At 57.4% G+C, this 13,210-nt stretch carries 15 protein-coding genes; 4 read left to right on the top strand and 11 right to left on the bottom strand.

What is annotated here, in order from left to right; all coding sequences use genetic code 11:
* Positions 1 to 73 precede the first annotated feature (73 nt).
* Together ahcY and ACHZCJ_RS03430 are read right to left on the bottom strand one after the other, a co-directional pair.
* Positions 74 to 1,474 carry an adenosylhomocysteinase gene (gene ahcY, locus ACHZCJ_RS03425; RefSeq protein ID WP_321323914.1) on the bottom strand — a complete coding sequence of 467 codons (1,401 nt, stop codon included), beginning with the start codon at positions 1,472 to 1,474 and terminating at the stop codon, positions 74 to 76.
* A 157-nt stretch (positions 1,475 to 1,631) separates the two neighbouring features.
* On the bottom strand, positions 1,632 to 2,204 hold the full coding sequence (locus ACHZCJ_RS03430; RefSeq protein ID WP_236553827.1) for a YqgE/AlgH family protein: 573 nt from the start codon (positions 2,202 to 2,204) through the stop codon (positions 1,632 to 1,634).
* 143 nt (positions 2,205 to 2,347) lie between these two features.
* Here ACHZCJ_RS03430 and ACHZCJ_RS03435 point away from each other — a divergent pair, with 143 nt between their 5' ends.
* Positions 2,348 to 2,824 (top strand): peroxiredoxin, encoded by a 477-nt coding sequence (locus tag ACHZCJ_RS03435; RefSeq protein ID WP_159642413.1) that lies wholly within the window; start codon positions 2,348 to 2,350, stop codon positions 2,822 to 2,824.
* A 59-nt stretch (positions 2,825 to 2,883) separates the two neighbouring features.
* On the opposite strand, the gene ACHZCJ_RS03440 is transcribed toward ACHZCJ_RS03435, so the two are convergent.
* The 4 genes from ACHZCJ_RS03440 to ACHZCJ_RS03455 are packed head-to-tail and all read right to left on the bottom strand — an operon-like array spanning position 2,884 to position 6,771.
* A complete protein-coding gene (locus ACHZCJ_RS03440) occupies positions 2,884 to 4,722 on the bottom strand; it encodes a M2 family metallopeptidase (protein WP_321323917.1) in 1,839 nt (612 codons plus the stop codon).
* A gap of 57 nt (positions 4,723 to 4,779) precedes the next feature.
* Positions 4,780 to 5,310, bottom strand: coding sequence for a hypothetical protein (locus ACHZCJ_RS03445; RefSeq protein WP_159642409.1), 531 nt, complete (start codon positions 5,308 to 5,310; stop codon positions 4,780 to 4,782).
* 5 nt (positions 5,311 to 5,315) lie between these two features.
* A complete protein-coding gene (locus tag ACHZCJ_RS03450) occupies positions 5,316 to 6,068 on the bottom strand; it encodes an alpha/beta hydrolase (RefSeq protein ID WP_321323920.1) in 753 nt (250 codons plus the stop codon).
* A gap of 55 nt (positions 6,069 to 6,123) precedes the next feature.
* Positions 6,124 to 6,771 carry a DsbA family protein gene (locus ACHZCJ_RS03455; protein WP_321323922.1) on the bottom strand — a complete coding sequence of 216 codons (648 nt, stop codon included), beginning with the start codon at positions 6,769 to 6,771 and terminating at the stop codon, positions 6,124 to 6,126.
* An 89-nt stretch (positions 6,772 to 6,860) separates the two neighbouring features.
* Between ACHZCJ_RS03455 and ACHZCJ_RS03460 the strand changes: the two genes are divergently transcribed.
* From ACHZCJ_RS03460 to ACHZCJ_RS03470, 3 genes are read left to right on the top strand one after another with little or no spacing between them, the layout of a single operon-like run.
* The gene (locus ACHZCJ_RS03460) at positions 6,861 to 7,319 is read left to right on the top strand and encodes a MarR family winged helix-turn-helix transcriptional regulator (protein ID WP_159642403.1); all 459 of its coding nucleotides are present in this window, start codon (positions 6,861 to 6,863) and stop codon (positions 7,317 to 7,319) included.
* The gene (locus tag ACHZCJ_RS03465; RefSeq protein WP_321323926.1) at positions 7,312 to 8,400 is read left to right on the top strand and encodes an HlyD family secretion protein; all 1,089 of its coding nucleotides are present in this window, start codon (positions 7,312 to 7,314) and stop codon (positions 8,398 to 8,400) included. Before ACHZCJ_RS03460 ends, ACHZCJ_RS03465 begins: the two co-directional genes overlap by 8 nt.
* Entirely contained in the window at positions 8,397 to 9,947 is a 1,551-nt protein-coding gene (locus ACHZCJ_RS03470; RefSeq protein ID WP_321323928.1) for a DHA2 family efflux MFS transporter permease subunit, read from the top strand. Before ACHZCJ_RS03465 ends, ACHZCJ_RS03470 begins: the two co-directional genes overlap by 4 nt.
* Here ACHZCJ_RS03470 and ACHZCJ_RS03475 read toward each other — a convergent pair.
* The 5 genes from ACHZCJ_RS03475 to rimM all read right to left on the bottom strand — a co-directional run bounded on the left by ACHZCJ_RS03475 (position 9,944) and on the right by rimM (position 13,207).
* Positions 9,944 to 10,969, bottom strand: a complete 1,026-nt coding sequence (locus ACHZCJ_RS03475; protein WP_159642399.1) for an aspartate-semialdehyde dehydrogenase — start codon at positions 10,967 to 10,969, stop codon at positions 9,944 to 9,946. The two genes, ACHZCJ_RS03470 and ACHZCJ_RS03475, sit on opposite strands and share 4 nt — an antisense overlap.
* 83 nt (positions 10,970 to 11,052) lie before the next feature.
* Positions 11,053 to 11,442: a 50S ribosomal protein L19 gene (gene rplS, locus ACHZCJ_RS03480; protein ID WP_089132446.1), complete on the bottom strand. Its 390-nt coding sequence runs from the start codon at positions 11,440 to 11,442 to the stop codon at positions 11,053 to 11,055.
* A 3-nt stretch (positions 11,443 to 11,445) separates the two neighbouring features.
* Positions 11,446 to 12,435, bottom strand: a complete 990-nt coding sequence (gene trmD / locus ACHZCJ_RS03485; RefSeq protein WP_321323932.1) for a tRNA (guanosine(37)-N1)-methyltransferase TrmD — start codon at positions 12,433 to 12,435, stop codon at positions 11,446 to 11,448.
* Positions 12,408 to 12,722 (bottom strand): hypothetical protein, encoded by a 315-nt coding sequence (locus ACHZCJ_RS03490; RefSeq protein WP_159642395.1) that lies wholly within the window; start codon positions 12,720 to 12,722, stop codon positions 12,408 to 12,410. The genes trmD and ACHZCJ_RS03490 overlap by 28 nt, the downstream gene beginning before the upstream one ends.
* Positions 12,719 to 13,207, bottom strand: a complete 489-nt coding sequence (gene rimM, locus ACHZCJ_RS03495; protein WP_159642393.1) for a ribosome maturation factor RimM — start codon at positions 13,205 to 13,207, stop codon at positions 12,719 to 12,721. The genes ACHZCJ_RS03490 and rimM overlap by 4 nt, the downstream gene beginning before the upstream one ends.
* Positions 13,208 to 13,210: the final 3 nt, after the last annotated feature.

Genomic DNA, 13,210 nt, shown 5'->3' on the forward strand with positions numbered 1-13,210 from the left:
TATTTCCAGACATTAAAAAGCCGGGCCATGCATTGCGCAGCGCCCGGCTTTTTTGTTCGGAATATCCTGTCGCCTAGTAGCGATAATGGTCCGGCTTGAACGGGCCTTCGACCGGAACACCGATATAGTCAGCCTGTTCCTGGCTCAGCTTGTCCAGTTTCACGCCCAGTTTCGCGAGATGCAGTTCGGCGACCTTCTCGTCGAGATGCTTGGGCAGAACATAGACGTCATTTTCATATTGTTCCGGACGCAGCCACAATTCCATCTGAGCCAGCACCTGGTTGGTGAAGCTGGCTGACATCACGAAGCTCGGGTGGCCGGTCGCGCAGCCCAGGTTCACCAGACGGCCCTGAGCGAGAACGATCAGCTTCTTGCCGTCCGCAAATTCGACCTCGTCGACCTGCGGCTTGATTTCGGTCCACTTCATGTTCTTCAGCGCACCAATCTGGATCTCGCTGTCGAAATGGCCGATATTACAGACGATCGCACGATCCTTCATGGCGCGCATGTGATCGACAGTGATGACATCCTTGTTGCCGGTCGTGGTAACAAAAATATCGCCCCGTTTGGTGCCTTCTTCCATGGTGACGACTTCAAAGCCTTCCATGGCCGCCTGCAGCGCGCAGATCGGATCGATTTCGGTCACGAGGACGCGAGCGCCGCCGTTGCGCAGCGACTGGGCAGAGCCTTTGCCGACATCACCGAAACCGGCGACAACAGCAACCTTGCCGGCCAGCATGACGTCGGTGGCGCGGCGGATTGCGTCGACCAGCGACTCTTTGCAACCATAGAGATTGTCGAACTTGGACTTGGTGACACTGTCGTTGACGTTGATTGCCGGGAAAGGCAGCTTGCCGATCTTGGCGAGTTCATAGAGACGGTGAACACCGGTGGTGGTTTCTTCCGAAACGCCTTTGATCGCTTCAACCGTGCGGGTCAGATAGCCGGGACGTTCAGCAAGAAAGCGGGTCAGGGTAGCAACAAAGACTTCCTCTTCTTCATTTTCCGGCTTGAACAATTCTTCTCCGGCTTCCACCCGCGCGCCCCAAAGCGCGAACATGGTAGCATCGCCGCCATCATCGAGGATCAGGTTGCAGGTCTGGTCAGTGCCCCAGTCGAAGATGCGCTCGACATAGGCCCAATATTCTTCCAGCGTTTCGCCCTTGATAGCGAAAACCGGGGTGCCACCGGCTGCGATCGCAGCTGCGGCATGATCCTGGGTCGAGAAGATGTTGCAGGATGCCCAGCGCACTTCCGCGCCCAGTTCCAGCAAGGTTTCGATCAGCACGGCGGTCTGGATGGTCATGTGCAGCGAACCGGTGATGCGGGCGCCCTTCAGGGGCTTTTCCGCTCCGAATTCTTCGCGCAGCGCCATCAGGCCCGGCATTTCGGTTTCGGCTATTTCAATCTCTTTCCGGCCGAAATCGGCGAGGGAAATATCCTTGATGATATAATCCTGGGTTGCGGTGGCCACGTCATGTCTCCTTGAAAAACGAAATGCCGCACAGGCGTTCCGGTGCGACAACATGGCCGTTCAATAGAGGCTCGCCGCCTCGGAAGCAAATATAAAGATGTCTTTATATTTGATATATTGTGAGTCTGACACTGCACGGACCGTAACAAACAATGCGTCAGGCACTGCCAAATCCGGTCGACAGTTTGGTCGGATCGATGCCCAAAGCGTCCCATGCCATCAGCCATTTGTCGCCGGACCTATGTTCGTACAGCCAGTCGGGCGATCCCTTGGCGATCGTCCAGCCATTCTGGGTCAGTTCGCTTTCCAGCTGCCCCTCTCCCCAGCCGGAATAACCGAGCGCGATGCTCCACTGTTGCGGACCGCGCCCCTGCGAAATCGCTTTCAGCATGTCGACAGAGCTGCTCAGTCCCCAGCTGTCGCCGACCTGCAGCGTGTCCGACATGTTGATATCCAGGCTGTGCAGGATGAAACCGCGCTGGGTTTCCATTGGTCCACCCAGATAAACATCGCAATCGGGCGCTTCGGTCGTGTCGATATCAAACTGCCGGAGGATATCGTGAAACCGGATACCCTCCACCGTCTCGCCGATATTGATGCCCAGCGCGCCATTTTCATCGTGCGAACAGATTGCCACGACCGATCGCGAGAAGCGGGGATCGGCCATTCCGGGTGTCGCCAGGAGGAACTGGCCGGAGAAAAACAGAGGATCATTCATACTGGTCAGCATAGCGTCGCAATTATGAACTTCCCATGGCAAAAGTCACAGCTCTCGTTTCCTGTTGTTTTGCCAGCTTGCATTTTCCTGCCTCTGTCACCACTATCACCAATAGAGGCATGCATTCCCAGCCCGATCAAAACCAGGAGCAACATATGATTAACAAAGGCGACAAGATTCCCGACGTGAAATTGGTCAAGGCGACCGCCGAAGGCCCGCAGCAGATCAATTCCAGTGAATATTTCGCAGGCAAGAAAGTGGCGCTATTTTCAGTCCCCGGCGCGTTCACGCCAACCTGTTCCGCCAAACATCTTCCCGGCTATGTCGAGAAGGCGGCCGATCTGAAAGCCAAAGGCGTCGACGAGATTGCCTGCACCGCCGTCAATGATGCCTTCGTCATGGGCGCATGGAATGAAGCCGCCGGTTCGGAAGACGTCACCATGCTGGCAGACGGCAATGGCGATTTTGCCGAGGCGGTTGGCCTGACCATGGACGGTTCCGGCTTTGGTCTTGGCCAGCGCGGCCAGCGTTTCTCGATGATCGTCAATGACGGCGTGGTCGAGGAACTGAACGTCGAAGCACCGGGCGATTTCAAAGTTAGCGCCGCCGAATATATGCTCGATCAGCTCTAAGGTTCAAAAATCCGAAAGGCGGCCGGCGGAAACAGATGTTTTCGCCGGCCTTTTATTGTCTACCATCCGCAGCTTTTGCTTTTATTTTCTTCCTTCAGCCAGTCCATCAGCGGTGCGAAATAGCTGATCATCGCCGATCCATCCATTTCCCGCGTTCCGGTAAAAGCTTCCAGAGCGTCGGGCCAAGGCTTGGACGCCCCCAATTCCAGCATCGCATTCAGCTTCGCGCCGACCTGTTCGTTGCCATAGAAGGAACAGCGGTGCAGCGGGCCGGTCCATCCGGCTTCGTCACAGGCAGCCTTGTAGAACTGGAACTGCAGGATCCGGGCAAGGAAATAGCGCGAATAAGGCGTGTTGCCAGGGATATGATATTTGGCACCGGGATCGAACGCATCGGCGGGACGATCGACCGGCGGCGTGATGCCCTGATAGTCAAGTTTCAGATCATGCCAGGCTTGGGTGTAATTGTCCGGCTGGATCTCGCCCGAGAAAACCTGCCAGCGCCATTTGTCGACCAGCAGGCCGAATGGCAGGAAGGCAACCTTGTCCATCGCCTGGCGCAGCAACAGACCGATGTCCTTGTCCGCGCTCGGGACCTTTTCGGCGTCAAGCAGGCCGACCTGCACCAGATATTCCGGCGTGATCGACAGCGCGACCATATCGCCAATGGCTTCGTGGAAACCATCATTGGCGCCGTCGAGGTGCAGATAGCTTTGCTCGTTATAAGCGCGCTGGTAATAATTATGGCCGAGTTCGTGGTGAATGGTGACGAAATCGTCGCCATTCACCTTGATGCACATCTTGATCCGGATATCGTCCTTGTTGTCGATATCCCAGGCGCTGGCGTGGCAGACCACTTCGCGGTCGGCTGGCTTCGTAAACAGGGAACGTTCGTAGAATGTTTCCGGCAGCGGTTCAAAACCGAGCGAGGAGAAGAAACCTTCGCCAGCCTTGACCATCTTCATCGCGTCATAGTCATTGGCGACCAGCAATTCGGTTGTGTCATAACCAATATCGCCGGCTCCTTCCGGTGCGACGATATCATAAATATTGCCCCATTCCTGCGCCCACATATTGCCGAGCAGATCGGCGCGGATCGGTCCGGTAGCAGGCTGCACCTCGTCACCATATTTTTCATTGAGCTTGTCGCGCGTGTAGCAATGCAGCTGGTCGTATAGCGGTTTGACCTGCGCCCACAGCTTGTCGGTCAGCTTGGCGAAGTCGTCGGCCGGCATGTCATAGCCGGACCGCCACATTGCGCCGACATCGGCGAAACCGAGCTCCTGCGCCCCTTGATTGGCGATTTCGACCATGCGGGCATAATCGTCTTTCATCGGCGCGCCGACGTTACTGTGCCAGCTTTCCCACATTTCAGACAATTCTTCCGGATTGCGGTTGGTGCCCATGGCCGCTTCAATATCGGATCCGTTGATTTCTTCGCCATTCAACGTGCCCTTGCCCTTGCCATAGGCCGAGTTCAATTTGGTGGCGATTTCGTTCAGTTCGGTAGCGGCGCCATCCGTGGTCGGAGCGGGAAGCACAATGCCGCCGCGTAACTTGTCCAGCTTGCGGCGGGTGACGGCATCGAGACCGGCGACATCGTTGAACCTGGCGGCCTCGATCGCCGCCTCCACCGACATGGTCGTCCCCTCAGCGCCGACTTTGGCCGCAAGAGCATCGGTATCATCTGTGATGAAATTCGCGTTAATCCAGTAAATCCGCGCAGCATCGACCGAGAAATCGAACAGTTGCTGTTCGGTCTCGGCGATAAATTGCTCGGCATCGGCGGCTGTCGGTGCAGCCGTTTCCTCCATCGCATCTTTTTCATGATGCTTGGCCAGAGCCGGTGTTGCCAGCGCCATGGTGGCGATTGCGACGATCGAAGCGGCGGTTTTCATATGTGGATCCTCAACTGTTTTGACTCTGGTTGGAATTGAAACTTTATCGTGCGCCGGTCAAGCCCGCGTTTCGCGCCATCGCCAGACGAGCGCACCGATCATTGCGACCGTACCGACAATCCAGCATATGATTTTGGCAGGTCTTGCCAGGGCCGCGGTTCCGGCCAGAATATCGCTGCCCTGTTCATTGACCAGTTGCACCAGCTGGCACACGGTCTCGACATAGTCGGTCACCCCGAAGATAAAATAGCTGAGGACGCACAGCAATCCGATTTTCTTGAGCGTCGGCGATACGGCGCGCTGCCAGATCAACCGCCCGCCGATAATGCCGCCGGACATATAGAGGGTAATGAATACAAGGTCTGCGATCATGCCCCAGCGGGCGATGTCCAGCACGCCAGCGTCGGCCCAGCTTTGCTGGATAGCGTTGACCCTGTCGGCTGTTGCTGCGCTCTGATGGTCGAGGATACCGTCGGGAGCGACGATGGTCTCCAGCACTCCGCCCGAGAGAATCAGACAGATGAAGAGCGCCAGCCCTCCGCCCCAGAATATCCAGAAATTGCGCCAGCTATACAGTTTCGGCATCATCCCTCCTATCCAACCAGAAAGCGCACCATCTCCTGGCTCATTTCCGCCTTTGTCACGCTGCTCATATGGGTACCGGATATCTCAACATGGTGGCCATTGAGCAAAATTGCCGCCAATTCTTCCGGATCGCCGTTGTCGCGATCCTCGCTGCCGCACAGCACCAGCGTTTCGGTTTCTATGCTGGCTGCCTCGGCAGGATCCATATCGGAAAAAGTCGCGAGCAACAAACTTGCTGCCTCCGGATCGATTTTCTGGCTCTTCATGAACTGGATGGCCATCCAGTGCGGATCGCCGCGTTTGGCGCTATCTTTGAGCCGGATTGCCTCCTGAAAAAATGCCTGACGCTGTTCCCATCCCGCAAGGCCCTGAAGCCCCATGCCGGCAAGGATCGCCCTGCCCGGCTTTGCTCCGGTAACCAGCAGCCGGGCCGTCGTCCGAGCACCCAGCGAGAAGCCGCCGAGATCAAAATCGGTCAACTGCAGTTGCGCGATCAGCGCCAGCGCATCCCGGACCAGCACATCATCGGGATAGGCCGCAGGATCATGCGGCGCTTCGCTTTCGCCATGCGCACGGAGGTCGGGCATGATCACCCGGAAGCCCGCATCGGCCAGCGCCCGTGCATGACCGAATTTGATCCAGTTGGTATCGGCACTGGAGAAGAGGCCGTGCAGCAAAAGCAGCGGACGCCCCTCGCCCATCTCGTGGATTTTGAGCTTCACCCCGTCAAAAGACGTAAAGTCCCATTTCTTCGCAGTCATTTTTTACTTTCCCAATTCTCGCGATGAACGACCGGATTGCCGGACCGACGCGCACTCATCGCTCGGCAAGGCCTTTTTGTTTCATCCGCCAGACCGCAAGTTCGATCCGATCCTGACCGAAAAAGGGCTCGTCTTCGAATACCAGCGTCGGTACGCCCCAGTGGCCTGCGGCTTCCAGTGCCTTCTGGTTTTCGGCTATTTCGGCGTCGAGCCCTTCCGCCTGGGTCGAGGCTTCGGCACGCAATTCGGTCAGGTCCAGTCCGGCGCGCTCGGCGGCTTTTTCCAGATGATCGCCCTCGTTCCAGCCTGCGGTGCCGCCCCAGATGAGCTGCGACACCTCATTGGCAAAATCCAGTCCTTTGCCACGCCGCGATGCTGCCTGTCCCATCCGGGTCAGTTCGAAAATATAGGGCTGTTCGTCGGCAATCTTGCGCGTGGCGATGTCCTGCACGATCGGATCGGGCTTTGGCGGTGCCATCGGGATGCCCATATGCTGCGCCACGCGGAATATATCGCGAAATGTATAGCCGAGCCAATTGGGATGGTTTTTCTCGAAGAAATCCGGTTCGCGGATTGCCAGCGGGTATACGAAGCGCTGGTTGATCTGCAGGTCATAGTCCTGCGTCAGCGCGACATAACGCCGCGTAGCCAGATAGCTGTAGGGCGAACGGAAGGACCAATAAACGTCTGCTTGCAATGTCATGGCAATCATATGGCACAATCATTGACCGGCTTCTATAAATTTCAAAGCTAATCATTGCATATTATAACATATGTTATTAAACGGCGGCCATGAGCGATAATATGGGATTTCTGGTTGGCGACATTTCCCGGCTGATCCGCCGGACCTTCGACAAACGGGCCAAGGCGATCGGCGTCACCCGCCCGCAATGGCGGGTGTTGACCTGGCTGCAACGTCATGAAGGAATCAACCAGAGCGCCCTTGCCGACATGCTGGAACTGGATGCCATGGCCCTGTGCCGGATGGTCGACCGGCTACAGGCAGCAGACATGGTCGAACGCCGTGCCGACCCCACCGACCGGCGGGCGTGGAAATTATATCTCACCAGCAAGGGCAGTGCGCTGACCGAGCAGCTACAACCCATTGGTGAAGAATTGCTGCAGGAGGCGCTTGTCGACATATCACCCGAGGATCAGGACAAGCTGTATCGTTTGCTCGAACGGTTCCGCACCAATCTGCAATCAATCGACGAAGGTGACTTGCTAGAGAATCGGCCTGCCCATGGCTGACAATCCCAATCCCGGTATCGACAGGACGCTGTTGACGGAAGGCTCACCCGAAGCACCCACTGCGGAGCGGTCGACCGGACGGAATGTCATCCGCTGGCTGTTGATGCTGTCTGTGCCGTGTTTACTCGCTGCTGCAGGCATCTTTTACTGGATTGCCAGTGACCGCTATGCGTCCACCGACAATGCCTATGTGCAGCAGCACATCGTTTCCATTTCTCCCGAGGTGGGGGGGAAAATCGTGCAAGTAGCCGTCGAGGAAAACCAGCAGGTGGCGGCCGGCGACCTCCTGTTTGCCATAGACCCCGCGCCCTTTGAACTGACCGTAGCGCAAAGCAATGCCCGCATTGCCGCCGCGCAAGTCGAGGTTCAAAATCTGCGCACCGATTATCAGGTGAGCGGCGTGGATATCGAGGTGGCGCGCCAAGACATCGCCTTCGCCCAGTCCAATTATCAGCGGCAGGCCGCGCTGATGGACAAGGGCTTTACCACGCGGGCGCGGCTCGATGCCGCCCAGCATGAAGTTGATCTCGCACGCGCCAGACTGAAATCCGCGCAGGCCGATGTCGTCGCGGCCAGGTCGCGTCTGTCAACCGGATCCGCCGCTCCTGGCGAAAATCCGGACGTTGCCGAGGCCAGAGCGGCCCGGGACCAGGCCTTGCTCGACCTCGCACGCACGCGGGTGGTGGCTCCGTTTTCCGGACGGGTCGCCCAGTCTACCCGGTTGCAGATCGGACAGATGATGGTGTCCGGACTGCCGGCGCTTTCCATCGTCGATGACAAGAACAGCTGGGTGGAAGCCAATTTCAAGGAAACCGATCTCGCCCGGATGAAGGTCGGACAGAAGGCTATAATCAGCTTTGACGCCTATCCGGAGCTGGAGCTTGACGGCGAGGTCGAGAGCATTGGTGCGGGCACGGGATCGGAATTCTCGGTGCTGCCGGCGCAAAATGCCAATGCCAACTGGGTCAAGGTCACCCAGCGTGTGCCGGTCCGGATCCGGATATTGGACAAACCTCCACGACAGCTGATCGCCGGTATTTCGGCGGAAGTAACCGTCGACCTGCGCAACGGTAACGAGTGAACACGCAGGATCCCGACGTAGCGGCGCTACCGGTCGATAACCGGGTCCTGCTTACCATTGCCGTCATGCTCGGCAATATCATGCAGATACTGGATTCGACGATCGCCAATGTCGCGCTGCCGCACATGCAATCAGGCCTTGGCGCTACGCTCGACACGGTGACCTGGGTATTGACCAGCTATATATTGGCCTCGGCGGTCGCCATCCCGATCACCGGCTGGGTCGCCGACCGGATCGGCTCGCGCAAGCTGTTCCTGCTGTCGATAGCGGGCTTCACCCTGTCATCCTTTCTCTGTGCGACGGCCAGCAACCTGGAAATGCTGGTATTCTACAGGGTCATGCAGGGCCTTTCCGGTGCCTTTGTAATGCCGCTTTCGCAAACGGTAATGCTCGACATCAACCCGCCGAAAAACCATCCCAGGGCAATGGCAATATGGGGCATGGGGGTGATGATCGCACCGATTACCGGACCGGTCATCGGCGGCTATCTGACAGAAAATTACAGCTGGGAATGGATTTTCCTGATCAATGTCCCGCTGGGGATTATTGCCTTCATCATGCTATGGACGCTACTCCCCTCGCGACCGGTTACCCGGCGCAAGTTTGACCTGCTCGGCTTCGCCCTGTTCGCCGGATTCATGGCCTCTTTCCAGCTGATGCTCGATCGCGGCAATGGCGAGGACTGGTTCGAGAGCTGGGAGATCATCATCGAGTTCGGCATTGCCGCAGCGGCTTTGTGGATGTTCTCAATCCATATGGTCTCCGCGAAAAATCCGTTCTTGTCGCGCGATCTGTTTCGTGACCGCAATCTGGTCACGGCGATGCTGCTGATGATGGTGGCCGGCGTTTCAATGTTCTCCACCATGGCCCTGCTGCCACCGATGCTGCAGAATATCTATCATTATACGCCGGTTGATGCCGGCCTCATCCTCGCGCCGCGCGGGATTGGCGTTTTCATGGGAATGGCAATCGGCAGCCGTCTGGCGACCCACATCGATGCCAGATTTGTGGTGGCGGTGGGCATGGCGCTGGCTTCCTATTCGGCCTGGATGATGACCGGCTGGAGCCTGGACATGGACCGCTGGCCCGTGATCATCAGTGGCATCGTGCAGGGTTTGGGTATGGGCGGGCTGTTCGTGACCATGAATATATTGGGCTTTTCTACGCTTTCGCCGGCCTTGCGCACCGATGGCGCCAGTCTGCTCAATCTTTCGCGAACCATCGGTGCTTCGGTCGGAATAGCGGTGTTTGTCGGGCTGCTGGGCCGCAACTGGCAGACCAGCCATGCCGATCTGGCGGGCCATGTCACCGAAGCGCAGCTGTCGCCGGTCAGCCCGACCAGCATCAACCGGCTCGGTCAATATGGCGAACAGGCGATGATGGTGATCGACGGAGAGGTGAACCGGCAGGCGCTGATGATCGCCTATCTTGGCGATTTCTGGCTGATGGCTGTGGTTACCGCCTTATGCGTTCCGCTGGTGTTCCTGATGAAGAAACCCCAGCGGATAAAACTTGATTCAACCGAAGCGGCGAGTGCGGCGCACTAGCCTTTCTTCAGATGCTTGCGGCCGAGTAGCTCGGCAATCTGCACCGCGTTCAGCGCCGCGCCCTTGCGCAGATTGTCGCTGACGCACCAGATGTTCAGGCCGTTTTCGACCGTCGGATCTTCGCGGACGCGGCTGATGAAGGTGGCGCCATCGCCGACGCATTCTACCGGCGTGACATAGCCTTCGTCCTCGCGCTTATCGACCAGCATGATGCCGGGCGCGTCGCGCAGGATTTTCTGCGCGTCCTTGGCGGACAGTTCCTTTTCAAACTCGATATTGATCGATTCGCTGTGACCGACAAAGACCGGCACGCGCACGCAGGTAGCGGACAGCTTGATCTTCGAATCGAGGATTTTCTTGGTCTCGACGACCATTTTCCACTCTTCCTTGGTCGATCCGTCGTCGAGAAACACGTCAATATGCGGGATCACGTTGAATGCGATCTGCTTGGTGAAGACATGGTTTTCCTTCGGGTCACCGACAAAGATCGCGCGCGACTGTTCGAACAGCTCGTCCATGCCGCCCTTGCCCGCACCGGACACCGACTGATAGGTAGAGACAACCACCCGCTTGATCGTCGCCGCATCGTGCAGCGGTTTGAGCGCGACAACCATCTGGGCGGTCGAGCAATTGGGATTGGCGATGATATTGCGCTTGCTATAGCCGCTGATCGCCTCGGGGTTCACTTCGGGTACGATCAGGGGGATATCCGGATCCATGCGATAGAGAGAGCTATTGTCGATCACCACACAACCGGCAGCGGCAGCTTTGGGTGCATATTCCTTGGTCGGGCCGGAACCGGCAGCAAACAGGGCGATATCCCATCCGGAAAAGTCGAAATGCTCGATATTCTGAACCTTGAGCATTTTACCGGTATCACCGATTTCGATCTCGCTGCCCTGCGAGCGGGACGAAGCGACGGCAGCAATCTCGTCATAGGGAAATTCACGCTCGACCAATATATTGAGCATTTCACGCCCGACATTGCCGGTGGCGCCAACGACTGCGATTTTGTAACCCATGAAACTTTTCCTGTAGCTGATATTAAAACAGCCGGTTTTCCTGTGGGGAGAACCGGCTGTTTGAAACTTTTATGAAGCGTTGGTTATTTTGCTTCAGTGCCTTTCGAAGGCTGGTTCAAACGGCGCTCCGCAATACGGGCCCGTTTACCTGTCCGCCCGCGCAGATAGTAAAGTTTCGCACGACGCACGATACCGCGGCGAACCACGGTGATGCTTTCGATGTTCGGGGAATATAGCGGGAAAACACGCTCAACGCCTTCGCCGAACGACATTTTGCGTACGGTGAAATTGGAGCCCATGCCGCGATTGGTCCGTGCAATGCACACACCTTCAAAATTCTGGGTACGAACGCGCTCGCCTTCGACGACGCGCACACCGATCCGCAGTGTATCACCAGCGCGGAACTCGGGAACTTCTTTCGATGCTGCAAATGCTTCTACAGCTTCTTTTTCCAATGTCTGAATCAGGTTCATGACCTATTCCTTATCTTTATCTTTTTCCTGCGCACCAGAGGGCGACTGATCCGGAGCGTCCCTGTGACGCTCCCATAAATCCGGCCGCCTTAGCCGTGTATCTTCTTCTGCCCTTTGTTTCCGCCAAGCAGCTATTTTCGCATGATCCCCCGATCGCAAGACTTCAGGGATAATGCGCCCTTCCCATATTTGAGGTCGGGTATATTGCGGATATTCGAGTATTCCGTGCTCGAAACTCTCGTCATCTCCGCTAGAAGACGCGCCCATTACCCCGGGAAGCAGGCGAATGCAAGCGTCTAAAAGCACCAGAGCGCCCATTTCTCCGCCGGACAGGACATAGTCGCCGATCGAGACCTCTTCAATGGGCCGCCCCTGAAACAGCCGTTCGTCAAATCCCTCGAAACGGCCACAGATGATGGTGACACCGGGACCGGTCGCGATTTCGCGGACGCGGGCCTGTGTGAGAGGCTTTCCGCGTGGAGTCATGGCGAGGATGGGGGCTGCTGGCAAACGGGTGGCTACTCGTCCCCGGACCTGATCGGGGGTTGTCGAAGTCGGGGCGGCGGAAGACGACAGCCCTGCGACAGGCTCCGGGCGAACGGAATTGGAGGACAACCGCTGTCCGCGGGAATCGAGCGCGCCCTCCCCGTTCGTGTCGAGCGAAGTCGAGACACCTTCGTTCCCCAGATCGCCTCTCGACTGCGCTCGAGACGAACCGATCTTTTCCGTCATCCGTTCAATCGCATGGTCCACTGCCGCCGCCATGACGTCAACCCGCAACACCATACCGGCGCCGCCACCGGCCGGCGTATCGTCGACACTGCGGTGCTTGTCGGTAGCGAAATCACGCGGGTTGATGGTGTCGAGCGCCCATTTCCCTTCTGACAGCGCCCTGCCCGCCAGCGATGTGCCGAGCGGTCCGGGAAATATTTCCGGGTAGAGAGTCAGGATTTGCGCGTTGAAGGTCACTTCTTCCTGCGCCAGTTGATCCACAGGATGGAGATAGTCATGCCGATAAAGAAACTGCCGAAAAAGCCGACGGCGGCACCGACAGACATGCTCATCATTGCCGCGCGACCACAGTTTTGCATATCCAGGCAATTATCCGATTGCAGCCACCAGAGATTGAACAGCCAGTAGAGCACAGACAGGCCGGGTACGGGCAAGCTTGCCAGAAAAGGCAACCAGGCAAGGTTAATATCCGGCTGCACCCGCTTCGCAATTTCGATAATCGCGATAGACAGACCGGCTATCACCAGAATGATCAGGATCAGCATCATGGTTCGACAAACTCCGCCTGCACGATGGCCGGATCATCGCGCATGTCGATCGCGTGCACCGGGACCATGAACTTTTTGCCGCTGGCGCGTTCTATCTCGATCACATCGCCCGCGCCGAATTCGTATATGGCGAAGATTTTTCCGAGTTCCTCGCCGGCGTCGGAGACACAGCGCAGGCCGATAATATCAATATGATAGAATTCGTCTTCGTCCAACTCCGGCAAAGCCGAACGCGGGACGCTGAGCTCGGTACCGCGGGCGGCTTCGGCGCCGTTGCGGTCGGTAATTTCGGCGATCCGCGCAATCGCTCCCATCTTGTGGGGCTTCGCGGATTTCAGCGTCAATGCGCCGCCGTTAAATATCTTGTGCGCCCTGAGACTGTCGAGGCTGTCACAGAAAAGCTTGAGCCGGACTTCCCCGGTCACCCCGTGCGCGCCAATGATGACGGCAAGAGGGACGGGTTTGTCCGGATCAACCGTGTCCAAGGA

The sequence above is a fragment of the uncultured Parasphingorhabdus sp. genome (genome assembly GCF_963677535.2).
Lineage (GTDB): Bacteria > Pseudomonadota > Alphaproteobacteria > Sphingomonadales > Sphingomonadaceae > Parasphingorhabdus.

Bases quoted from the DNA above. Each gene is read 5' to 3' on its own strand.
- ACHZCJ_RS03445 (WP_159642409.1), bottom strand. From the start codon at position 5,310: ATGATGCCGAAACTGTATAGCTGGCGCAATTTCTGGATATTCTGGGGC.
- ACHZCJ_RS03455 (WP_321323922.1), bottom strand. From the start codon at position 6,771: ATGACATTGCAAGCAGACGTTTATTGGTCCTTCCGTTCGCCCTACAGC.
- ACHZCJ_RS03435 (WP_159642413.1), top strand. From the start codon at position 2,348: ATGATTAACAAAGGCGACAAGATTCCCGACGTGAAATTGGTCAAGGCG.
- ACHZCJ_RS03450 (WP_321323920.1), bottom strand. From the start codon at position 6,068: ATGACTGCGAAGAAATGGGACTTTACGTCTTTTGACGGGGTGAAGCTC.
- ACHZCJ_RS03475 (WP_159642399.1), bottom strand. From the start codon at position 10,969: ATGGGTTACAAAATCGCAGTCGTTGGCGCCACCGGCAATGTCGGGCGT.
- ACHZCJ_RS03490 (WP_159642395.1), bottom strand. From the start codon at position 12,722: ATGATGCTGATCCTGATCATTCTGGTGATAGCCGGTCTGTCTATCGCG.
- ACHZCJ_RS03440 (WP_321323917.1), bottom strand. From the start codon at position 4,722: ATGAAAACCGCCGCTTCGATCGTCGCAATCGCCACCATGGCGCTGGCA.
- ACHZCJ_RS03430 (WP_236553827.1), bottom strand. From the start codon at position 2,204: ATGCTGACCAGTATGAATGATCCTCTGTTTTTCTCCGGCCAGTTCCTC.
- ACHZCJ_RS03465 (WP_321323926.1), top strand. From the start codon at position 7,312: ATGGCTGACAATCCCAATCCCGGTATCGACAGGACGCTGTTGACGGAA.
- rplS (WP_089132446.1), bottom strand. From the start codon at position 11,442: ATGAACCTGATTCAGACATTGGAAAAAGAAGCTGTAGAAGCATTTGCA.
- ACHZCJ_RS03460 (WP_159642403.1), top strand. From the start codon at position 6,861: ATGAGCGATAATATGGGATTTCTGGTTGGCGACATTTCCCGGCTGATC.